This is a genomic window from Dokdonia sp. MED134, assembly GCF_000152925.2.
In the GTDB taxonomy this organism is placed as follows: domain Bacteria; phylum Bacteroidota; class Bacteroidia; order Flavobacteriales; family Flavobacteriaceae; genus Dokdonia.
Window position 1 is genome coordinate 246,422 of record NZ_CP009301.1, and the last position, 23,122, is coordinate 269,543.

The window sequence follows — 23,122 nt, forward strand, 5'->3', positions numbered from 1 at the left end:
TCCGTTTTTAAAATCCTATTTTTACAAAGTGAGTAAAAAGGTAAAAATAATAGAGTGTCCTCGTGACGCGATGCAAGGCATAAAAGATTGGATTCCTACGGAGTCTAAAATCCAGTATATCCAGTCGCTACTGCGTTGTGGTTTTGATACGATAGACGTAGGTAGCTTTGTGTCTCCTAAGGCAATCCCTCAGATGAAAGACTCTGCAGAAGTATTGCATAGCCTTGACCTCTCAAAAACAGACAGTAAACTCCTTACCATAGTCGCAAACCTGCGTGGTGCGCAAGATGCTGTACAACACGAGATGGTAGACTATCTAGGTTATCCTTTTTCTATCTCAGAAAACTTCCAAATGCGTAACACGCATAAAACCATAGACCAGTCTATAGATTTACTACAAGACATTATAGAGCTCGCAGACTCAAAAAATAAAGAGCTTGTAGTTTACATATCAATGGGCTTTGGAAATCCATATGGAGACCCTTGGAATGTTGATATCGTAGGGGAGTGGACAGAACGACTAAGTAAGATGGGAGTTAAGATATTATCACTATCTGACACGGTAGGAACCTCAGACCCAGAAACTATAGACTACCTTTTTTCTAACTTAATACCAAGGTACTCAAATATAGAATTTGGTGCACATTTACATACCACACCTACTACCTGGCACGAAAAGGTAGATGCCGCTTACAAGGCAGGTTGTGTGCGTTTTGATGGAGCAATACAAGGTTTTGGCGGTTGCCCTATGGCAAAAGATGACCTTACCGGTAATATGCCTACAGAGAAGCTAGTTTCTTACTTTGCCTCTGTACAAGCATATGATAATATCAATACGATGAGTTTTGAGAGCAGCTATAACGAGGCGCTCAAAATATTTCAAAAATATCACTAGAAGAAAATAGTTTTAAGGACGCTTTCGCGAAAGCGTAATCTTACTCCCTACGAGCAAATCTATAAAAGGCAATAGACGCCAAAAGCCCCACTGCCGAAAAGATGGCTAGCATCCAAAAAACAGCAAAGTGACCTTCTTTACCAGGAATACCATCAAGGTAATACCCTATCATAGGTCCTGCAAAAATATCTGGAGTATAGCCTATAAATGAGATAATACCCACCGCGGTACCGGTTAACTTAAGCGGTATTTTGCCCTCTTGCATAACAGCAAAGTAGAGGACTCGTGCTGCATAAACTCCAAGAGCTGTGATGATGATGGTTAAGAAGAAAAGTACGGTATTATCTTCACTAAGTATGTCTGAGGCAAAAAGTATGGCTCCTATAATAGATAGTGCAAAACCCATACATAGGTAGAGTGAGGCACGCGACCTATCTGCCAGAAAACCAACGATAACACCCACTAGCGGCCTTATAAATAGTAAAAATGTACCCGTCTTTGCGGCGTCTACCTCGCTATAATTCATCACATCTTTTGCATATAGAGAGAAGATGTCTGTGATTTTATAACCTACATAGGCACATAAAATGATGGTCATAAGTAACCACACAGATGGTAGTTTAAGGACTGTTTTTATAGCATCTAGCGTAATGATTTGCGTGTTATTTTCTTGTTGAGGCACATTAGTTTTCAAAAATAAGAGTACAATAATACCTACCAGAGCTACTATTGCAGAAGAGGCATATACAATAGTTTGGAAAGCTTCTACTTGCTGTGCACTTGTAAGCGCTACATTATCTCCTACTATAAAAAGTGAGAAGATAACGACCCCAAGCAACCCAAAAGATGCGCCTACCAGACCACGACCGCCGTCTAGAAAACCAAAGGCTTTACCTTGGTTGCTAGCTCCACCCCATACACGCGTAGCTTTAATCATCGCAGCCCAAAATAAAAATATAGTCGTAAACCCCCAGAAGCCGTAAAGTACCTGCAGAGTAAGCAATGAAGGATTACTAGCATATACTATCCCGCCCAGAGCTGTGAGTATAAGACCTATACCCATTAGATTTTTTGGCGGATATTTATCGGCTAGTGGGCCGCCTATGATGTATGATATTAAAGCTATAATCCCGTAAATGGAGAAGCAATAGCCTAGTTCTGTATTTGTAATTTGAAATACGTCAAGCACTGTTGCTCTAAAAACTCTTGCTAGTACAAAAGGAAGTATAAATACTGCCTCGCCAGCTAGTACAAGTAGTATAATGTAAAAAGGAGATTGATAACGTATGGTACTTTGCACAGAGCTGTGTATTAAATAGTTTGATAGTTTTTAGAACTATTACGCCTCATATAAGCGTCGAGTAAGCCGTTTGTTTTCTGTTGGATTTTTTTACGCATAAAGCCTGTCCAACCTAAAAGTAGTCCTGGAGTGCCCAGTGCCTGTTTTGACCACGTGTACATATCAAAGGTGTCGTGATGTGCTATAATTTTTCCATCTTGAAGCTCAAACGCCGCTTGGACGTGGTTTACAACCTTTCGCTTTTTTGGGCCGTAGGTATAATGAGCCGTCCATTTTGCTGTTGCTGTATTACCAGAAACTTGAACATCACTATAATCTATAGTCATAGCGCCGTTTGAGCGTTCTATAAGCATATGCCACATAGCCTTTGCTCGATTGCCTTGAAGCTCTCCAAATGCAGGATCTGAAAATACGATATTATCGTCATAGCAAGCAGTCATCCCGCTGGCATTACCTTCTTGAAATGATTTATAAAAAGTCTCTATGATATTCATATTTTTTTGCTTTCGCGAAAGCGTCATTAAGTTTATATAATAACTATAGCGGTTTTCTATTCTTGCATTCTAAGTATACAGCGATTAGGCTGTAAGATACTTATTAAAAAAAGCAATTGTTCTATCCCAGGCTAGAGTTGCAGCTTTCTCATCATATCTAGGTGTTGTATTATTATGAAAACCGTGATTTGCACCTTCATAAAAATGTGCGGTATGCGGGATATTATTTGCTGTGAGTACTTTCTCATAAGCAGGCCATCCAGCGTTAACACGCTCATCAAGACCACCATATTGAAGTAGTAGTGGTGCTTTTACTTCTGCGGCTTGCTCATCGTCTGGTTGTCTACCATAAAATGGGACCGCAGCAGAAAGATCTGGGACGAGTACAGCCATCATATTAGAAATCCATCCGCCAAAACAAAAGCCTACAACAGCTACCTTGCCATTACAATCTTTGTGATTTTTGAGATGGTGATATGCTGCAATAAAATCTTCTAGCATTTCCAGTCTATCTCTCTTGCGTTGCATTGCACGACCCTCATCATCATTACCAGGATAGCCGCCCAGCGGCGATAGTGCATCTGGAGCTAGTGATAAGAACCCTGCCTTTGCAGTGCGCCTGCCTACATCTTCTATATAAGGATTAAGACCTCTGTTCTCGTGCACCACAATGACCCCTGGTAATTTGCCAGAAGCATTTGCAGGTTTACTATATAGCGCCTTGATAGACCCACCTCCTTTTGGTGAGTCATAGTTTATAAAAACAGTTTCTATGGTAGGATCATTTTTTGAGACCGTTTGTGTAGTCTCATAATCTGGACTTATAAAACTCAAGAGCGCTGGAAGGGTCACCACACCTACAGCAAATACCGATAATCGCTCTATAAAAACTCTGCGATCTATTTTATTGTGAGCATAGTCATCATAAAGGTCAAAAACTTCTTGTGAGATATCTTCTTTGCGTAGTGGTTTCATATAATAGGTGTTTAATTATTATGAGTTAATCAAGTCCTCCTTTTCTTATGGGAGAACGAGGCGTAGGCCATTCTCTTTGTTTACCAGACCTTCTATCTAGTGGGAGCACTGCTTGCTCACGAGAGGTAAATTCTGGATCTTCACTAGCCATATATGTAAGTATTGCAGTAAGGATTACATTATTGCGTACATCATCAAAAACTATCTTGTCATAAGTGTCACGGTTGGTGTGCCACGTATAATTCCAGTACGACCAGCTCAAACTACTGAGACTAAACCCTGGAGCTCCAGCAGCTTGAAATGAAGCGTAGTCTGACCCTCCTCGTGCTGGCGCACCAGGAAATGTAGTTTCTATCTCATCTGTTATTTCTTTAGGTACAGCATTTAGCCATCTGTTTAAATAATCATAACTACGTAAGAACCCGCCACCATTAAGGCGCACAACACGACCTGTGCCATTATCTTGATTAAATGATGCTTGCACTTTTGCCACAATTTCTGGGTGATCTTCTACAAAGGCTCTTGAGCCATTAAGCCCTTGTTCTTCACTTCCCCAATGACCTACTAGTATAGTACGTTTTGGGTTAGGATAGATTTTTTTAAGTACACGCGTAGCTTCCATCATTACAAGCGTACCCGTTCCATTGTCTGTAGCTCCTGTACCACCATCCCAAGAGTCAAAATGAGCCGATAATATGACATACTCCTCTGGCTTTTCTGTCCCCTTTATTTCTGCTATGGTATTAAATGTGGGCACGGTACCCAGTTCTTTTGAGATTGCTGTAATATTAATTTTAGGAGTATTACCAGATTCAGATAGTCTATAAAGCATACCGTAATCTTCTAGTTCAAGATCTACAGTAGGTATTCCTTTTGTTCTAGCACTAAATATCTTATTAACTCCAAAACCTCTTGACCAGTTAGAAGTTACGATACCTACGGCTCCTGCATTTTCTAATGCTTCTGGTAAACCTCTACTTGTGTATCCCGTGCGCTGTATGTTGTCATTCCATAAGTTTGATAGAGAGTCGCGTTGTTTTTTCATTTTGGCAAACGACTTTTCGGTAGCAAACTCTTCCCAGTTATAATCTGGACGTCCCGTGATTTGCGGTTTTGAAATAAGAACAATCTTACCCTTTACGGTTGGCAGCCATTTTTTAAACTCCGTTGCGTTTTTAATAGTAGGTAGGGTGATAACCTCTGCAGTAACACCTTCCTTTGAAGTACTTGGATTCCAGGCTAGTTGCGTACCTCTTAAACTCTGTACTCTGGGCTCAAGCATATCTATGTGAGAAATTCCTCGTTCCCATCCTCGCCATTCTCCCCATTGCTCATTGCGAGCCTCTATACCCCAAGATGCGTATTGTTGTACAGCCCAGTCATTTGCAGCTTGCATTTGTGGTGTACCCACAAGTCTTGGACCAAGCACATCTGTGATCTGGTGGGCAAGCGATTCTAACTGTGAATTTTGTGTGGCTTCCTTTATTAAAGCCTGCACCGTAGCATTGTCTCTCTGAGCTGTGAGTATTGAGCCCATAAGCATACAAAGTACAAGTGAAGTAATACGTATTTTCATTTGGATTGATTTTAGACGTAGAAGTTACGAATGATAAATCAAACTCAATTAGAAAAAGAGGCAATTAACCTCATATATGCTTTGTAATGACTAGCCGGTGCTTAAAGTTTAAGGGATAAAGTTGCCGCTTTCGCGAAAGCAAAATTCGCCCTACTCATTAGTGATAACTACGTTCTCACCATTCTCTTGGTATGAGATTTTAAAGCGATTTGTTTTAAGGTTTGCTTGTAATACAACCTTGTTTACATCATTAGACCACGTGATACCCATTTCGTTTGTAGTACTGTTTGATATAGCCATCGTACCATTAAAAGCAGGAGATGTGTTACGCAATCGTAGCATCGCTAGTTGCATTTGTACCACTGGTTTCTGTAAGCCAGATGCAATATCTTCTTGAGTAAGAGTTGTGCGGTTTATCTCTTTATGACCACCTGTCCCGGCAGCATCTGCGGCGGCATAGTCATTTTTACCTGCAAAGAGGTCTAGGTACCACACCTGTGGGATACCTGGCATAAATATTTGTAAGGCTCTTGCCAGTAGTAGCTTATTATCATCTTCACCTAGCGCACTGTAAAAGGTTGCATTTACTTGGTAGTATGAGATTTTATTACCCTCTGGGTCATATATATTTTTAACGCGACCACCACGGTCAAGTATCGTATCTATAATATGCTCAATCTCTTGGTCTTTAAGTAGTCCTTGGTGTGTATTTCCTTCTTTATCTATGATGCCCTTAAGGTCTAAAACAGGGATTCCGTCGTGGCAACCTAGCATATTTACTGTCTTATAGCCCTTTGTAACAACTTCTGTTGCCCATTTTGTGAGCGCCGTATTATCACCAGTCTCAATGGTATGAATCACTAGACCCGGAAAGAAAAAATCATAAATCTGATATCCCTCGCTTGCCACCTCGTTGTGTAGACCTAGTCCATACTCTGAGTGTATTTCTGGTAAAAGGGTAAGATCATACTTTTCGGCAATCTGGCGTATGCGCTCTAAGTAGGTCCAGGTGCCGGGTTTATTAAAAAAGTTAGTCTGTCCTACTTCTTTATGTAAGTAAGCAAAGGCATCAAGACGTAGTATCTTACATCCAAAACTTGCCACCTTGCGAAGTGTTTCATCATAAAAATCCCACACTTCTGGCGCATTTGCATTTACATCCATCTGGCCTAGGTATGATCTATTTTTATGTACTATGTTTAATACATCTTGCTTGTGGGGTTGTACGCTTTCGCGAAAGCGTAATTCCTCTAGTATTCCTCCTGCCTCAATGGTCTCATTAATAAGAGTTATAGCGTGATCTTTATCATCTTGTGATAGACCTAGATGTGCTATGTCTTCAAGAGTAATGGGTTGTAGGGTGATTTTTTGGTAAAAAGTATTCCAGTAAGGGCGTTCTGTGCCGTCTGGAAAAAGTACGTTAAGCACAGGTAAGCCTGGCTTACGCATAAATAACTTGTCTAGGTATTGCTTTTCTGGAACTGCTACGCCATCTTTATAACTTGCGGTATGATTTTTCCAAAAGTTATTCCAGTCTATAAAGAAGTCTTTATAAGGTGATGCGTCACCGTTTTTTAATATATCCTTAAACTGTGGAGAACCTACAGAAAGGTGGTTGAGCACAATGTCAAATTTGAGCATAATATCTAGCTCTTTAAGTGCGTCAAGATCTGCTTGAGACACAAGCTCTTTATTAATATTGTAATCTATGATAGAAAACCCTCTGTCTAAATCACTATTAAAAAAGGTAGGTAAAACATAAAATAATGAAAATACATCCTTAAGCGCTGGTTCTTGAAGCAATGTAATGATATCACTGAGGTTAGTACCTATGCTATCTGGATATGCGTTGAGCATAACGCCGTTAGGGATTTGCGAAGTATTTTTTGTCATATCGGTAGTTCTTTGTGTTAACAGCTAAAGACCGTGTTTGAGTAGTTAAAAATAAAGAAACTTAGCTAGTCACAAATAGATATGCACCTACAATTATAATGTTGTATGCTATAGTACCCGTAGTAAGCTATAAAAAGAAGTTACAGCACTAAAAGTCCTTTTTCTTTAAGTGTTTCCAGAGGTTTTGAAAACCAAAAAAGCTCAAAGTGCTCAAACTGTTCTTCATACGAGTTTTTAAGTTTTGAGAAAGTCATTAGCTGCTCACTCTGGGGGCTTAGAGCCGGTAGTATAGCAATAATCCATCTCGCTTCTTCCTCACTGAGAGTAATCGTAAACTCGTCACTTGTGGTGTGAAATAGGAGCGTGGCAAGCTGTCTCTTTTTCTTTGAGAAGTAACTCACGATAGGCGTTGTACCTATCCAAACTATTTTTGCCGTAGGTTTTATACTTAGATTTGCCTCTGTGTTGAGACAGTCTTCTATGTAATATGGATCTATAGTAGATGTAGGAATATCAAAATCAAACCAGTCTTGTAACGGCATCTCAAAGCCTATACCGTGCATATAATTAAAGAGCGATTTCTTGAGTCCGTAGCTAAAGCTAGCGTGGTCTATCCCTGTGCTATCTGTAAAGTCTATATCATTATTTGCAAAGGTAATCTCGTTATAATGGGGTGTCACGCCATATGCTTCTGGATCTTGCCCTACAGGACTGTGAGCTGTGAGCGCAAACTGATGCCAAAATCCAGATTGTATAATACCTAGCTCAAAGAGCTGTCTCACCATCTCAAGGCTATCTACCGTTTCTTGTACCGTCTGTGTGGGATATCCATACATAAGGTAGGAGTGCACCATAATATTTGCCGCTGTAAAGTTGCGAGTAACTTGTGCCACTTGTGCAACCGTCACGCCTTTGTCTATAAGTTTAAGTAGCCTATCTGAAGCTACTTCAAGCCCTCCAGACACGGCAATACATCCAGATTCTTTAAGAAGTAGACATAGATCTGCAGTAAAGTTTTTTTCAAATCTAATATTTGTCCACCAGGTTACTACAAGCCCTCTACGCAGTATTTCTAATGCTACGGCTTTCATAAGAGCCGGAGGAGCAGCTTCATCTACAAAGTGAAAACCGTTTTCGCCCGTTTGAGCGATAAGCGCTTCCATACGGTCTACAAGCGTCCGTGCTGCAACAGGTTCATAAATCTTTATGTAGTCTAGTGAGATATCACAAAAAGTACATTTACCCCAGTAGCATCCGTGTGCCATTGTGAGCTTGTTCCACCTTCCATCACTCCAGAGGCTGTGCATAGGGTTTGCAATCTCTACCACAGAGATATACTCATCTAGTAGTAAGTCATTATAATCTGGAGTTCCTACTTGTGCTTGCTTATAGTCTTGTCTTGCCGTGTTATTTTTATAAACCACAGCACCATTTTCTATGAGAAACGTACGTTTATAGGTTGGGTTTTCTACTTTATGTATCACTGCATCTATGAGCAGTGCAACAGGTAGCTCGCCATCATCTAGAGTGATAAAATCTATAAACTCAAAAACTCTGGAATCTGTAATAGAGCGTAGCTCTGTATTAGGAAACCCGCCGCCCATAGCCACTTTTACCTCCGGGTAATTTTCTTTGATGTAAGCACCACATCTCAGGGCGCTGTATAAATTTCCGGGAAAAGGTACTGAGAGTAGTACTAGTTTTGGAACGCTTTCGCGAAAGCGGGCTTCTAGCAACCCAATTGTTATCTCATCAATATATGTGAGTTCTTGCTGTAACTCGTTATATAACTCGTCAAAGTTATTTGCGCTTTGACCTAGACGTTCTGCATATCTACTAAAGCCAAAATTTGGGTCCACACATTCTACTAGAAAATCTGATAAATCTTCTAGATACAAGGTAGCAAGATGCTTTGCTCTGTCTTGCATTCCCATCTCACCAAAAGCCCAAGAGAGATCATCTAGTTGCTCAAAACGAGAGGCACGCGGTAAGAAGTTATCTGTACAAATGAGTCTAGCAAGGGTCTGGTTTTTACCTTGTAAGAAGGCAATTATTCTATCTAACGGTTGCACGTACTGTGAGCTAAGTGCAAGTATGCGCTGTGCATTTTCTGAGAGTGCTAGGTCTTGGGTTTTAACACTATCAAATATTTCTTGAAAGCTATCACTGGTAAATAAATTGAGTATTACCTCAATACCTAGATCCATCTGGTAGCTTGTGATATCTATAGTATTAAGAAAACCTTTTATGTATGCTGTTGCCGGGTATGGCGTGTTAAGCTGTGTAAAGGGTGGTGTTATGAGTAATACGTCTTCCAATAGATTGAGAGGCTCTTTTGTGAGGTGCAAAGATAGCTTAATATCTTACTATCGTTGTGCTGCGATTATTTCTCCTACGGCTTTTTGATACTTCATAGGGTTGCTTGCTTTTTTTATAGCCTTAAAAACCTTCTGTGGGTTGTGTGTAGACTGTGCAAAAAACTCCCAGAAGCCTTGCATTTTCATTTTGATAGGAGTGGGGCCAGAGAGGGCAGCATCATATTGTGTATAAATCTCATCGTGAAACTCTCTAAAGATTGCCCATCTATTTTCTGGATAGGCAGTAGTATCTGCCTTAATCATACTTGGTAAAAAAGGATCTGCGATAAGACCGCGACCTATCATAAAATGCTCGATAGAAGGGAAGCGCGCTCTCATTTTTCTAAACTGTGCTACCGTTGTGATATCACCGTTGTAATATAATTTGTGTTTTGCCGTGTCTATACATTTTTGAAAACCCTCAAGATCTACCCCGCCTTTATATAATTGCTTACCTAGACGTGCGTGTATAGCCACACTCTTGAGCGGGTATTTTTCAAGAATAGGAAAAGAATTAATAATCTCTTCTGGACTTTCATAACCTAGTCGCATTTTCATTGAGATGGTAACATCTGTTTCCGTATGCGCACGGTCAAGTATGTGGTCTATTTTTTCTGTATTGCAAATAAGTCCAGATCCCATACCACTTTTTGTGACCATAGGGTAGGGACAGCCTAGATTCCAGTTAAGTTCTTTATAACCTAGCGACTGTATATATTTAATCACAAAAATAAAGTCATCTGGGTCTGCCGTCATTACTTGCGGGATGACCTCTAGCGATGTGTTTACTTCTGGATTTAAGTCTCGCTGGTAAGAGCCTTTTATAACTTGTTTTTTATTAAGTCGTATGTAAGGAGCATAGTAAGTGTCTATACCTCCAAAATATTTTTGTTGTGCATTGCGAAAACGAAAATCTGTAAACCCCTGTAAGGGCGAAGAAAGGAGGTGGTAACTCATTAAAACTAGTATCTGCTGCGAAGATAATTTTAATACACCTTAGTCTCGTTATTTTGCACAAAAAGTTACACCCCTATGTATGACATTGTGCCTTACATAGGGGTGCAATAATAATAGGTGTTATCTCGTCTATATCTTTACGAGCATCTTACCGGTGTTTTTACCATCAAAGAGGTCTATAAACGCTTGCGGTATATTTTCAAAACCTTCTACAATAGTATCTTCATGGTGCAGTTTACCTTCTCCGTACCACTTACTAAGTTGTTGTACCCCTTCTGGAAAAGAATCCATATAATTAGACACTATAAATCCTTGCATCAAGGCACTATTCTTAATTAAAAACACCTGCGGACTCACACCCGTAGGGACTTTATTGTCATTATATACGGCAATTGCACCACAGTTTATAATACGTGCTTTCTGGTTAATATTAAAGAATACAGCGTCTGAGAGTTCTCCTCCCACGTTATCCCAGTATATATCTACACCATCTGGGCAGGTTCTCTGTATAGCAGCGTTTAGATCATCTTCTGTGTTGTAATTGAAGCCATCGTCATAGCCAAAATCTTTCTTAAGCTTTTCTATCTTTTCATCAGAGCCTGCAACACCTACTACGCGGCAGCCTTTTATTTTTGCTATTTGCCCTACGATACTTCCTACGGCGCCTGCTGCACCAGACACGAGTATGGTTTCTCCTTCTTTAGGTTTTCCTATTTCTTTAAGGCCAAAGTATGCAGTAAGACCGGTCATACCCAGAGTACCGAGATATGCGGGTAGGGGAGCATTGTCTTTTGACACTTTATGTAATTCTTCTCCAGTAGATTTCTGTACCTCTTTCCAGTCTAGCATTCCAGATACATAATCTCCTTCTTTAAAGTTATCATTTTTGGTCGCTATTACTTTTGCCACTACACCAGAGTGTATAGGCTTATTAAGCTCAAAAGGCGGCACGTAAGATTTTGCATCTTGCATTCTTCCTCTTAAGTAAGGATCTACAGAGACGTATGTAGTTTCTAAGAGAATTTCACCATCATTTATTTCTGGCACTTGCTCTTCTGTAAATTCAAAATCACTAGATGACGGTTTGCCGCTCGGTCTATTTTTAAGTAGTATAACTTTTGTAGTATTCATATCTATTAAGTTTTAATTTAAAGTACAAGTTGTGTTGTATAATTCCTATTCCCTAGGTGATATTAGGTTTTATTTAACGCCGGTTGTAAATATGAAGTTAAGGTACTTTTGAGATAGGGTTTTATTACGCTTTCGCGAAAGCGGACTCATAACCTATAAAAGTAATTGTACTATTGAGAACAAAAAAGCCGCCTGTCAAGAGGCGGCTTTACCGAGTATCTCACCAAAAATTGTGAGATGCAGGGGGTGGCTTATTCAAGAGTTACAACGAGATCATCTTGAGACACCATTGTTCCATCTGTCACGATTATAGATTGTACTGTACCATCTTTAAAGGCAACAACGGTAGTTTCCATTTTCATAGCTTCTATTATAAAAAGTGGGTCATTTTCTTTGACTTCTTGCCCTTTTTTGACCAGCACTTTGTAAAGAGAGCCTTGTAATGGAGCACCTATGTGGTTTTCATTATCTGGATCAATTTTTACGTTTTCAACCTTTTTGATATTAAGGGAAGTGTCGTGTACTTCTACAAAGCGATTTTCTCCATTTACTTTAAAGAATACCGTGCGCATTCCCTCATCATTAGGAATACCAATAGAGAGTAACTTGATGATCACCGTTTTTCCAGGTTCTAGCTCAATAAGTGTTTCTTCACCTAGTTTCATACCAAAGAAGAAATTCTTAGTAGGTACGAGCGCTAGGTTACCGTATTTCTTATAGTTTTCGTGTGCTTGCTCAAAAACCTTTGGGTAGAGCATATATGATAGAAAATCTTCTATCTCTAGTGGCCTGGTAAACCCTTTTTGGAAGGTCTCTGTAAAGACTTTATACTCCTTATCAAAATCTACTGGTGCTAGGTGTGCATTAGGTCTATCTGTATAAGCTTCTTTATTTTTTAAGATAATGGCTTGTAGCTTTTTTGGGAAACCACCTACTGGCTGACCTAGATCTCCTTTAAAGAAGTTTATAACAGACTCTGGGAAGGAAATGGTATCACCACGCTCCATCACATCTTCTGGTGTGAGGTTATTGGTCACCATAAAAATGGCCATATCACCTACCACCTTAGAGCTAGGCGTAACCTTTACTAGGTTGCCAAACATTTTATTTACAGCGGCATACATCTTTTTTACCTCTGTAAATCTATCTGCAAGACCTAGAGCAGTTGCCTGAGGGCGCAAGTTTGAGTACTGCCCACCTGGTATCTCGTGCTGAAATACTTCTGCCGTTCCGGCTTTAAGTCCAGACTCAAAAGGGTAGTAGAGATCACGCGTATCTTCCCAATAATTAGAAAACTGATTGAGTTTTTCCATCTCAAATGGGTGTTCTCTATCTTGATACTTAAGCATCTCTACTACAGCATTAAAGTTAGGTTGAGAAGTTAATCCAGAAAGTCCTCCTAGAGCTACATCTACCACATCTACATTTGCCTCAATGGCCTTGAGGTAAGTAGCTGTTTGTAAAGAAGACGTGTCGTGTGTGTGTAAGTGTATAGGTACATTTACAGTGTCCTTAAGTGCTGTAACAAGTTCTGTCGCTGCATATGGTTTTAATAATCCTGCCATATCCTTAATGGCAATCATATGTGCCCCAGCATTTTCTAGATCTTTTGCAAGTTGTGTGTAGTACTTGAGGTTGTACTTAGTTTGCTTAGTATCTAGAATATCTCCCGTATAACTTATGGCACCTTCGGCTATTCCTCCTGTAAGATTACGTACGTATTGTATACTAGGTTCCATTGCTTTTACCCAGTTAAGAGAGTCAAAAATACGGAAGAGGTCTACACCATTCTCCCAAGACTTCTCTACAAACTTTTCTATAAGGTTATCTGGATATGCTTTGTAACCCACGCCATTAGAACCACGAAGGAGCATCTGGAACAAGATGTTAGGTACTGCCTTGCGTAACTCTCGTAAACGTGTCCAAGGGCTCTCGTGTAAGAATCGCATACATACATCAAAGGTTGCACCTCCCCATACTTCCATACTAAAGGTGTTAGGGTGATTTTTTGCAAAACTGGATGCTACTTTGAGCATATCATAAGAGCGCATACGCGTTGCCAGTAAAGACTGGTGTGCGTCACGCATTGTGGTATCTGTAAAGTGTATTTTTTTCTCCTCTAATAACCACTTACAAAATGCCTCCGGACCTAGCTCTGTAAGCATATCTTTTGTCCCTTTTGGAAACGGATCAGACAGGCTGTAAAGTGGCACCTTAGGGTTTGTAAATACCTTCTTTGGATCTTTTGTTTTTACATCACTATTGCCATTTACACTCACATCTGCCAGAAACTGAACAACCTTAGAGGTACGATCTTGAGAGAGTTTAATATTAAATAGGGAAGGAGTATTCTGAATGAAATTTACTGTGGTCTCTCCATTTTTAAAAACGTCTGTCTGTATGACATTTTGAAGAAAATGAATGTTGGTCTCTACACCACGTATTCTAAATTCTTTTAAGGCGCGCACCATCTTACGTATTGCACCATCCAGGGTTCTACCGTGAGCAGATACTTTTACAAGCATCGAATCAAAAAACGGACTCACTTTATACCCTTGATAAATGCTACCGGCATCTAGACGTATACCCATACCAGAGGCGCTACGGTAGGTTGTTATCTTTCCGTAATCTGGTGTAAATTTATTAGTAGGGTCTTCTGTGGTAAGTCTACACTGTATGGCAAAGCCGTAAGTACCTATAGACTCTTGGCCATAAATCTTTATCTGCTTATCTGATAGTTTATAACCGCCAGCCACAAAGATTTGTGTTTTTACAAGGTCAATACCTGTAACCATTTCGGTTACTGTGTGCTCTACTTGTATACGTGGGTTAACCTCGATGAAGTAAATATTATCATCTGCATCCACAAGAAACTCTACGGTACCTATGTTGTTATAATTTACCTCTGTAGCAATAGCTACAGCATACTTATAAAGGTTATCGCGTAGCGTTTGTGATAGGTTATATGAAGGAGCCATTTCTACCACCTTCTGGTGCCTGCGTTGTACAGAGCAATCACGTTCATAAAGGTGTCTTATATTACCGTGTGTGTCTGCTACTATTTGTACTTCTATATGTTTTGGATCTTCTACATATTTTTCTAAAAACATTGTATCATCTCCAAAAGAGTTGAGCGCCTCATTACGTGCAGAGTCAAAACTAAGCTGTAAATCTTCTTCCTTACGTATAATACGCATACCGCGACCACCTCCACCAGAGGCAGCTTTGAGCATTACTGGATATCCTATTTTTCCAGCTTCACTTAGGGCCGTTTCTAGTGAATCTAAGGCTTTTTTATTACTTTCTATTATAGGTACTCCACAAGATTGTGCTACTTTTTTTGCGGTGATTTTATCACCTAGTGCATCCATTACTTCTGGCTCAGGGCCAATAAATATAATGCCATTTTTTGCACATCTTCTTGCAAATTCTGAGTTTTCAGATAAGAAGCCGTAGCCGGGGTGAATGGCATCTACATTTTTAGATTTTGCTAGATCAATGATTTGATCCATATCTAAATAGGGTTTGAGCGGTTCATTATCTGCTCCTATCTGGTAAGACTCATCTGCTTTGTTGCGATGTTGTGAGTATCTATCTTCATAGGTGTAGACAGCTACGGTTGCAATATTAAGTTCTGTACAGGCACGTAGTACTCTAATAGCAATTTCCCCGCGATTTGCGACGAGGACTTTTTTAATTTTCATTGTGTAAAATAGGTTGTTGTGTTACGAAATCGTTGTAGTAGTAGGGTACAAAAAAAGCCACTTCGATAGGGAAGTGGCTTCTGTTGATATTAAATTTTCGCGCAAGCGAATACATATACATTTAAGTCATTTTCAATACGTAATCTAGTACACATAGTTTTAGTGACTTAAAAAAATATATTATCCGTCAAAGCGGTATTTACCATTTTCTTCAACATCTGCAGCAATCTGGTTGCGCAATGCGATTACATTAGGCTGGTTTGTATACTTTGTAAAACGTTTAAGTCCCATAAGCATCATACGTTGCTCATCACCTTCGGCAAAAGAGATAATAGCTTCTTTTGCTTTAGTCTGGATGATATCTACAGCGTTAAATAGGTATAGTTGAGACATTGCAACTTGTGTTGCTTGACTCTCTAGACCAGTGCGCTTAATGTTTTTCTCAGTACGTAGTATAGCACTCTCTGCCATATAGATTTCTATAAGAATATCTGCAGCCGCCATAAGTAGTTGCTGATTTTTCTCTAGCTCTGTTCCAAACTTTTGAGCTGCAGATCCTGCAACCATAAGGAATACTTTCTTAAGGCTCTTGATAAGTGCTTTTTCTTCAGAAAGTGTCTCAGAGTAATCTGGAGTGTCAAAAGAAGGGATACCCATAAGTTCATCCTTTACAGCCATTGCTGGTCCCATAAAGTCTACGTGTCCTTTCATCGCTTTCTTTACCATCATACCTACAGCGAGCATACGGTTAATCTCGTTTGTACCTTCATAGATACGAGAGATACGTGCATCACGCCAAGCAGACTCCATTGGAGTATCTGCACTGAAGCCCATTCCTCCAAAAATCTGGATACCTTCATCTGTAGTATTCTGTACATCTTCAGATACTGCAACTTTAAGGATAGAACACTCTATAGCATACTCCTCAACACCTTTAAGCTCTGCTTCTTGGTGTGTGTTACCTTCTGCCTGACGCATAGAGATACGATCTTCAATGTTTTTGGCAGCACGGTAAGATGCAGACTCATCTACATATACGTTTGTAGCCATAAGCGCAAGTTTTTGCTTAATTGCTCCAAAGTTTATGATAGGAGTTTTAAACTGTACACGCTCTTTTGCATATGTTACAGCCTCGTTTATCACACGTCTCTGTGCATCAAGACAAGCAGCAGCAAGTTTAATACGACCTACGTTAAGTGCGTTCATCGCGATTTTAAAACCGTTACCACGGTCAGAAAGCATATTCTCTACAGGTACTACTGTATCATTAAAGAATACCTGACGAGTAGAAGAAGAGTGTATACCTAATTTCTTTTCTTCTTCACCTAGTGTGATTCCATTAGAAGGATCATTTTCTACGATAAACCCTGTAATGTTTTTATCATCTTCTATTCTAGCAAAAACGATAAATAGGTTACAGAAACCAGCGTTAGAAATCCACATTTTTTGTCCAGAAATCTTGTAGCTCTTTCCATCTTCAGATAGAACGGCTTTTGTTTTTCCAGAGTTTGCGTCAGATCCTGCACTAGGCTCTGTAAGACAGTATGCTCCAAACCACTCACCAGTAGCAAGTTTTGGCACATATTTCTTCTTTTGCTCTTCGTTACCATATAGTGTGATAGGCATTGTACCTATCCCAGTATGTGCTCCAAAGGCAGTACTAAAAGATCCAGTAGCTCCAGAAATGTAATCACAAACAAGCATTGTAGATACAAATCCCATCCCAAGACCATCATACTCTTCTGGTACAGCAACACCTAGTAAACCTAGTTCACCAGCTTTGCGCATAGTCTCCTCTGTGTATGCATAATCTTTCTTTTCAAAACGCTCCCAGTGTGCCCAAAGATCGCGGTCTACAAACTCTCTTGTAGAGTCGCGCATCATCTTTTGCTCTTCATTAAGATCTTCCATTGTGAAGACATCTTCACAAGCTGTTTCCTTTACGATAAATTGACCACCGCGTAGGATATCATTTTTTGTTGTTTCTGTGCTCATTGCTATTGCTAATTAATTTTTTTCTTTCTCTATAAGAAATATGTACTATAATTTTTTGTTTTTACGCTTTCGCGAAAGCGGAATTACTTCAAGAATTCATAAATTCCTGCAGCTCCCTGTCCGGTACCTACACACATTGTAACCATACCGTATTTACCTGACATATCACGCTTGCGCATCTCGTCAAATAACTGTACTGATAGTTTACCTCCAGTACATCCTAGTGGGTGACCTAATGCAATCGCACCACCATTTACGTTTATAATGTCTGGATCAAGTCCTAACTCGCGTATTACTGCAAGTGACTGTGATGCAAATGCCTCGTTAAGCTCGATAAGCTCAATATCATTTTGCTTAAGTCCAGCTTGTTTAAGTGCTTTTGGAATGGCAGCTACGGGACCTATACCCATTATACGTGGTGGTACACCTGCTGCTGCATAATTTACCATACGTGCGATAGGCTCGATGTTAAGTTCTTTTACCATCTCCTCACTCATAACCATTACAAAGGCTGCACCATCACTCATTTGTGAAGAGTTACCAGCAGTTACACTTCCTCCAGCTGCAAATACTGCTCTAAGTTTTGCAAGTGCTGCTTTATTTGTTCCTGCACGAGGACCTTCATCCTTGTTTACTGTGTAAGATTTTGTAGCTTTTTTTCCGTTTGCATCTATATACGTTTGCTCTACGTCTATAGGTACAATCTGGTCTTGAAAACGATCTTCGGCTAGTGCGCGTAGGGCTTTCATATGTGAGTTATATGCAAACTCATCTTGATCTTCACGAGAGATTTTATACTCATTTGCTACTGCCTCTGCGGTGTTACCCATTCCCCAGTAGTAATCTTCGTGTCCAGACTTTACTACAGTATCGTAGTTAAGTTCTGGTTTAAATCCTGTCATAGGTACAGAAGACATAGACTCTGCTCCACCGGCGATAATACAATCACCCATACCAGCTTGAATCTTTGCTACCGCCATCCCTATAGTTTCTATTCCAGAAGAACAAAAACGGTTTACAGTTACACCAGGTACGTCTATTACGTCTAGTCCCATAAGAGATATAAGACGTGCCATATTAAGACCTTGAGATCCTTCTGGCATTGCGTTACCTACGATAACGTCATCTATTCTCTTTTTATCAAATTCTGGCAGCTCCTTCATCATATACTGAATCGTTTCTGCAGCAAGCTCATCTGCTCGCTTGAATCTAAAGACACCTTTGGGAGCTTTCCCAACGGCTGTTCTATATGCTTTTACTATATATGCTGTTTTCATTTTAGTTTGCTTTTGGCTATAAGCTGAAAGCTTTAAGCGGTTTATCATTGCCTATAGCTTAGCGCTTAAGGCGTATTACAGAAACTTTAGTTTCTTAATGGTTTTCCTTTTTGTAACATATGCTGTATACGCTCAAGTGATTTTCTCTCAGTAGCTAGAGATAAGAACGCTTCACGCTCTAGATCTAGTAAATACTGCTCAGAAACTCTTGTAGGCTCAGATAAATCTCCTCCAGCCATTACATAAGCAAGCTTGTTTGCAATTTTCTTATCGTGCTCTGATATATAGTTAGATGCTTGCATAGAGTCTGTTCCTACTAAGAACATACCTAGTGCCTGCTTACCTAATACTAGTACATCATTACGTTTTACAGGTTGTGTGTATCCCATATCTGCCATTTGGCGTGCAACAGCCTTTGCCGTAGCAATCTGGCGATCGCGGTTTACAACTACAAGGTCTTTACCGTGCTTAAGGATGTTAAGATCGTACGCCTCGTGTGCAGAGGTAGATACTTTTGCCATACCTATAGTAAGGAAGTGCTCCTGTAATACGTTAAGTTGTACATCACCTTTATCAAACTTATCTGATGCTCTAAGGGCCATTTCCTTAGATCCACCACCACCTGGTATTACACCTACACCAAACTCTACAAGTCCTATGTAAGATTCGGCAGCTGCGACAACTCTATCTGCGTGTAGTGTCATCTCACAACCACCACCTAGTGTCATACCGTGAGGTGCAACAACTGTAGGGATAGCAGAGTAGCGTAAACGCATACACGTATCTTGGAAATATTTTACAGCAGCATTAAGCTCATCATACTCTTGCTCTACAGCAAACATAAAAATCATCCCAATGTTTGCTCCTACAGAGAAGTTTGTACCTTGATTACCTACTACTAGACCGTCAAAGTCTTTTTCGGCTAGATCTATTGCTTTATTTACTCCTGCAAGTACGTCACCTCCTATAGAGTTCATCTTAGATCGGAACTCAACGTTTAAGATTCCATCTCCTAGATCTTGTACAGATACTCCCGTGTTTGAGAATACTTCTGTTTGCTTTCTAATGTTATCAAGAATGATAAATGAATCTTGACCTGGTTTCTTTACGTGCGCTTTCGCGGAAGCGGAATATACATAAGTAGCACCATTTTTTACAGAGTAGAAAGTCTCACTTCCAGCAGCAATCATATCTGTTACCCAAGTGGCAACTTCAAGACCTTCTGCCTTCATAAGCTCGATACCTTTTTCTACACCTACAGCATCCCAAATTTGGAATGGTCCGTGCTCCCAGCCAAAACCAGCCTTCATAGCATCGTCTATCTTGTAAAGCTCGTCTGTAATCTCAGGAATACGATTTTGTACATAAGCAAATAGGTGAGCAAAAGACTTGCGGTAAAACTCACCAGCTTTGTCTTTACCACCTACAAGCACTTTAAAGCGATCGTAAACGCTGTCTATATTTTTAGTAAGCTCTAGGGTAGCAAATTTTGCTTTCTTGTTAGAGCGGTACTCCATAGTGTCAAGGTCTAGTGTAAGAATTTCTTTCTTACCAGCCTCATTTACACTCTTTTTATAAAAACCTTGACCAGTTTTAGACCCTAGCCATTTGTTTTCCATCATTGTACTAATGAAGCCTGGAAGTTCAAAAAGAGACTTGCGCTCATCATTAGGACAGTTTTCTGCAATACCGTTTGCAACGTGTACAAGGGTATCAAGACCTACAACATCTACCGTACGGAAGGTTGCAGATTTTGGACGTCCTATAACTGGACCTGTAAGTTTATCTACCTCTTCTACCGTCATACCCATATCTTTTACAGTATGGAAAAGTGACATTATAGAGAAGATACCTATACGGTTACCTATAAAGGCAGGTGTATCTTTTGCAACAACAGAGGTTTTACCTAAGTATTGCTCACCGTAGTTATTTAAGAAATCAAGAACGCTCTGGTCTGTCTTAGGCCCAGGTATGATTTCAAATAATTTTAAGTAACGTGCTGGGTTAAAGAAGTGAGTTCCACAAAAGTGCTTTTGGAAATCTTCACTACGTCCCTCAGACATAAAGTTAATAGGGATACCAGATGTGTTTGAAGTAATAAGTGTACCTGGAGTTCTATGCTTTTCAAGGTTTTCAAAAACTTGTTTCTTAATATCAAGTCTCTCTACTACTACCTCAATGATCCAGTCTACGTCTTTTACTTTTGCGATATCATCTTCAAGGTTACCCGTTGAGATTCTTTTTGCAAAAGCTTGGTTATAAATAGGTGACGGCTTACTCTTAAGTGCTGCAGTAAGCGAGTCGTTTACCATTCTATTACGTACAACTTTGTCTTGAAGTGTAAGTCCTTTAGCTTCTTCTTTTGCAGTAAGCTCACGAGGAACGATATCTAGCAAAAGAACGTCAACACCTATGTTTGCAAAATGGCAAGCAATACCACTTCCCATTATTCCACTACCGATGACGGCTACTTTCTTAATTCTACGTTTTGCCATTATTTTATTGCGGTTTCTTTTTGGTTAAATACTCTTCTATTTTGAATCAAGTCATTAATAGTTTCAATGACTTCGTAAAAATTATTAATCTTTTCTTGTGATATATTACCACGCACAGCTTCGTTAAAAGTAACAACGCGGTCTTTCGAAAAATCTCTTTTTTCAAGTCCAAACTCTGTAAGGTGTATAAGAACGCCTCTGCCATCTGCAGGATTAGGTTTACGTTCTATAAGACCTTTTTCCTCCATAGTCTTAAGTGTGCGAGATAGGGAAGTAGCTTCCATACCCATACGAGGCCCCAGTGCTGTAGAGGGAGTTCCCTCTTCTGGATCAATACTAAGGAGTGCAAAACCTACCGCCATAGTTACATCATATTCGGCAGCTTGTTCATTATACATTTTCATAACTGCTTGCCAGGTGGCTCTTAAACAGTAGTCTATAGTTTTATCTTTCATATAGTTCTTCACAATGTGATTGTAAAGATACTAAAAATATACTATGCACGCACAGTAATTAATGCAAATTTATATGAATATCTTGTGAATATGATAGTTACGCTTTCGCGAAAATGAGAACATCATAAATATACCCCTTATTATTTAATAAAACCGAAGTCTAGCAAATAGATAATTGTAAGAGAATTCAATAGCGTTAACATATTATGCAATAAAGCAAAATTGTTTAAGGTTGAATGTTATTTTTGTATATTCTATCTTAGTTACTTAAACAGTTTGTTGTTTTTTAAATAGTACATTCTTTATGATCACACCAGATTTCCCTCTTAATGAAAAGCAACGTATGCAAACCTTACTAAGTTTAGGGTTACTTGACACAAATCAAGAGGAAGATTTTGATTACATTACTAAGCTCGCTGCATACATATGTGGCACTCCAGTTGCATTAGTTACTCTTGTAGATGAAGATAGACAGTGGTTTAAAAGTAAAGTAGGTATGGCATTATGTGAGACTTCGCGTGATAGTTCTTTTTGTGCGCACGCCATTTTGACTCCTGATGAGATATTAGAAATACCAGATGCAACAAAAGACGATCGATTTATAGATAACCCACTTACAAAACTTGAAGATCCTGTTATATTTTATGCAGGCGTCCCGCTACGCACGACAGATGGTATGTCTATGGGCTCTTTATGTGTTATAGATCATAAGCCTAATAAACTAAGTAAAGAACAAAGAGCCGCACTTATAACTCTTGCAAAGCAGGTGGAGCGACTTTTCGAATTGCGCATTGTAAATAATCAATTAGAACAGGCAAAAGCGAGTCTCACAAAACATAATACATTGCTCAAAGATTTTGCAGGCACTGTTTCACACGATTTAAAAATGCCACTTGCAAATTTGATACTTACCTCAGATATATTAAAAAAGAAGTATACTGCATCACTAGATGAGTCTGGAGTAAATTACCTTGGGTATCTCAAGAAGTCTTCACTCTCTATGAGCAACTATATAACAAACATACTTGCTCACTACGAGAGCACAGCATATGATAGAGAAGACGCCCACGAGTTTATGTTTAACGATATGTTAGAAGATCTAGTAGATCTATTAAATATAAACTTTGAGTGTGAATTTCACTTTCCTGAAGTAAATATAGAGCTTAGATGTAACCGGTCTGCACTTGACCAGATATTCCTAAACCTTATAGGTAATAGTATTAAGTATAATGATAAGGCGCATACAGTAATACATATAGATGTTCTAGAGCAAGATGAGCACTTTGAATTTTCTATAAAAGATAACGGCCGCGGTATAGAAGAAGAAAAGATAGAAGGTATTTTTACCCTGTTTAGTACTGTTGGGCACCTAGATAAAAATGGAGAGAAAGGCCACGGCATAGGATTATCTACAGTAGAAAAACTAGTGCATAATCTCGGTGGGACCATAAGTGTTTCTTCAGTGCTAGGGGAGTACACAAAATTTACGTTTACAGTTGCCAAAAGTTAAAGTATATTAAATTTTTGGTTCTGGTGCGCTTCTTCTGTTAGTAAAGCGTTAATGGATATGGATGTTGCGGTATACTCTATTACCTTTAGTTCACACTATCCAATCTAA

At 39.4% G+C, this 23,122-nt stretch carries 15 protein-coding genes; 2 read left to right on the top strand and 13 right to left on the bottom strand.

Annotated elements, in window-relative coordinates; genetic code table 11:
- The first annotated feature begins 28 nt into the window (after window positions 1–28).
- Window positions 29–895 (top strand): hydroxymethylglutaryl-CoA lyase, encoded by an 867-nt coding sequence (locus tag MED134_RS01090; RefSeq protein ID WP_021779234.1) that lies wholly within the window; start codon window positions 29–31, stop codon window positions 893–895.
- Between the two features lie 40 nt (window positions 896–935).
- On the opposite strand, the gene MED134_RS01095 is transcribed toward MED134_RS01090, so the two are convergent.
- From MED134_RS01095 to MED134_RS01155, 13 genes are all read right to left on the bottom strand, one after another.
- A complete protein-coding gene (locus MED134_RS01095; protein WP_021779233.1) occupies window positions 936–2,195 on the bottom strand; it encodes an MFS transporter in 1,260 nt (419 codons plus the stop codon).
- An 11-nt stretch (window positions 2,196–2,206) separates the two neighbouring features.
- A complete protein-coding gene (locus MED134_RS01100) occupies window positions 2,207–2,689 on the bottom strand; it encodes a nuclear transport factor 2 family protein (protein ID WP_038596793.1) in 483 nt (160 codons plus the stop codon).
- Between the two features lie 84 nt (window positions 2,690–2,773).
- Window positions 2,774–3,664 carry a dienelactone hydrolase family protein gene (locus MED134_RS01105; RefSeq protein WP_021779231.1) on the bottom strand — a complete coding sequence of 297 codons (891 nt, stop codon included), beginning with the start codon at window positions 3,662–3,664 and terminating at the stop codon, window positions 2,774–2,776.
- Window positions 3,665–3,689: 25 nt separating this feature from the next.
- Complete coding sequence (locus MED134_RS01110; RefSeq protein WP_021779230.1) at window positions 3,690–5,240, bottom strand: M20/M25/M40 family metallo-hydrolase; 1,551 nt, start codon at window positions 5,238–5,240, stop codon at window positions 3,690–3,692.
- Between the two features lie 150 nt (window positions 5,241–5,390).
- Complete coding sequence (locus tag MED134_RS01115; RefSeq protein ID WP_021779229.1) at window positions 5,391–7,133, bottom strand: alpha-amylase family glycosyl hydrolase; 1,743 nt, start codon at window positions 7,131–7,133, stop codon at window positions 5,391–5,393.
- A 140-nt stretch (window positions 7,134–7,273) separates the two neighbouring features.
- Window positions 7,274–9,451, bottom strand: a complete 2,178-nt coding sequence (locus tag MED134_RS01120) for a B12-binding domain-containing radical SAM protein (RefSeq protein WP_038600740.1) — start codon at window positions 9,449–9,451, stop codon at window positions 7,274–7,276.
- A 48-nt stretch (window positions 9,452–9,499) separates the two neighbouring features.
- A complete protein-coding gene (locus MED134_RS01125) occupies window positions 9,500–10,447 on the bottom strand; it encodes a tRNA dihydrouridine synthase (RefSeq protein WP_021779227.1) in 948 nt (315 codons plus the stop codon).
- A gap of 129 nt (window positions 10,448–10,576) precedes the next feature.
- Window positions 10,577–11,578 (bottom strand): NADP-dependent oxidoreductase, encoded by a 1,002-nt coding sequence (locus MED134_RS01130; protein WP_021779226.1) that lies wholly within the window; start codon window positions 11,576–11,578, stop codon window positions 10,577–10,579.
- Window positions 11,579–11,829: 251 nt separating this feature from the next.
- Window positions 11,830–15,282: a pyruvate carboxylase gene (locus MED134_RS01135; protein ID WP_021779225.1), complete on the bottom strand. Its 3,453-nt coding sequence runs from the start codon at window positions 15,280–15,282 to the stop codon at window positions 11,830–11,832.
- Between the two features lie 180 nt (window positions 15,283–15,462).
- The gene (locus MED134_RS01140) at window positions 15,463–17,277 is read right to left on the bottom strand and encodes an acyl-CoA dehydrogenase family protein (protein ID WP_021779224.1); all 1,815 of its coding nucleotides are present in this window, start codon (window positions 17,275–17,277) and stop codon (window positions 15,463–15,465) included.
- An 83-nt stretch (window positions 17,278–17,360) separates the two neighbouring features.
- Entirely contained in the window at window positions 17,361–18,554 is a 1,194-nt protein-coding gene (locus MED134_RS01145; protein ID WP_038600741.1) for an acetyl-CoA C-acyltransferase, read from the bottom strand.
- A gap of 86 nt (window positions 18,555–18,640) precedes the next feature.
- Complete coding sequence (locus tag MED134_RS01150) at window positions 18,641–21,049, bottom strand: 3-hydroxyacyl-CoA dehydrogenase/enoyl-CoA hydratase family protein (protein ID WP_021779222.1); 2,409 nt, start codon at window positions 21,047–21,049, stop codon at window positions 18,641–18,643.
- Window positions 21,049–21,504 carry a MarR family winged helix-turn-helix transcriptional regulator gene (locus tag MED134_RS01155; protein WP_021779221.1) on the bottom strand — a complete coding sequence of 152 codons (456 nt, stop codon included), beginning with the start codon at window positions 21,502–21,504 and terminating at the stop codon, window positions 21,049–21,051. The genes MED134_RS01150 and MED134_RS01155 overlap by 1 nt, the downstream gene beginning before the upstream one ends.
- Before the next feature lie 304 nt (window positions 21,505–21,808).
- Here MED134_RS01155 and MED134_RS01160 point away from each other — a divergent pair, with 304 nt between their 5' ends.
- Window positions 21,809–23,014, top strand: coding sequence for a sensor histidine kinase (locus MED134_RS01160; protein WP_021779220.1), 1,206 nt, complete (start codon window positions 21,809–21,811; stop codon window positions 23,012–23,014).
- Window positions 23,015–23,122 lie beyond the last annotated feature (108 nt).

Excerpts from the sequence above, each read along its gene's own strand:
- MED134_RS01160 (WP_021779220.1), top strand. The coding sequence starts at position 21,809 with ATGATCACACCAGATTTCCCTCTTAATGAAAAGCAACGTATGCAAACC.
- MED134_RS01125 (WP_021779227.1), bottom strand. The coding sequence starts at position 10,447 with ATGAGTTACCACCTCCTTTCTTCGCCCTTACAGGGGTTTACAGATTTT.
- MED134_RS01105 (WP_021779231.1), bottom strand. The coding sequence starts at position 3,664 with ATGAAACCACTACGCAAAGAAGATATCTCACAAGAAGTTTTTGACCTT.
- MED134_RS01150 (WP_021779222.1), bottom strand. The coding sequence starts at position 21,049 with ATGGCAAAACGTAGAATTAAGAAAGTAGCCGTCATCGGTAGTGGAATA.
- MED134_RS01135 (WP_021779225.1), bottom strand. The coding sequence starts at position 15,282 with ATGAAAATTAAAAAAGTCCTCGTCGCAAATCGCGGGGAAATTGCTATT.
- MED134_RS01130 (WP_021779226.1), bottom strand. The coding sequence starts at position 11,578 with ATGAATACTACAAAAGTTATACTACTTAAAAATAGACCGAGCGGCAAA.
- MED134_RS01155 (WP_021779221.1), bottom strand. The coding sequence starts at position 21,504 with ATGAAAGATAAAACTATAGACTACTGTTTAAGAGCCACCTGGCAAGCA.
- MED134_RS01140 (WP_021779224.1), bottom strand. The coding sequence starts at position 17,277 with ATGAGCACAGAAACAACAAAAAATGATATCCTACGCGGTGGTCAATTT.
- MED134_RS01110 (WP_021779230.1), bottom strand. The coding sequence starts at position 5,240 with ATGAAAATACGTATTACTTCACTTGTACTTTGTATGCTTATGGGCTCA.
- MED134_RS01145 (WP_038600741.1), bottom strand. The coding sequence starts at position 18,554 with ATGAAAACAGCATATATAGTAAAAGCATATAGAACAGCCGTTGGGAAA.
- MED134_RS01100 (WP_038596793.1), bottom strand. The coding sequence starts at position 2,689 with ATGAATATCATAGAGACTTTTTATAAATCATTTCAAGAAGGTAATGCC.
- MED134_RS01115 (WP_021779229.1), bottom strand. The coding sequence starts at position 7,133 with ATGACAAAAAATACTTCGCAAATCCCTAACGGCGTTATGCTCAACGCA.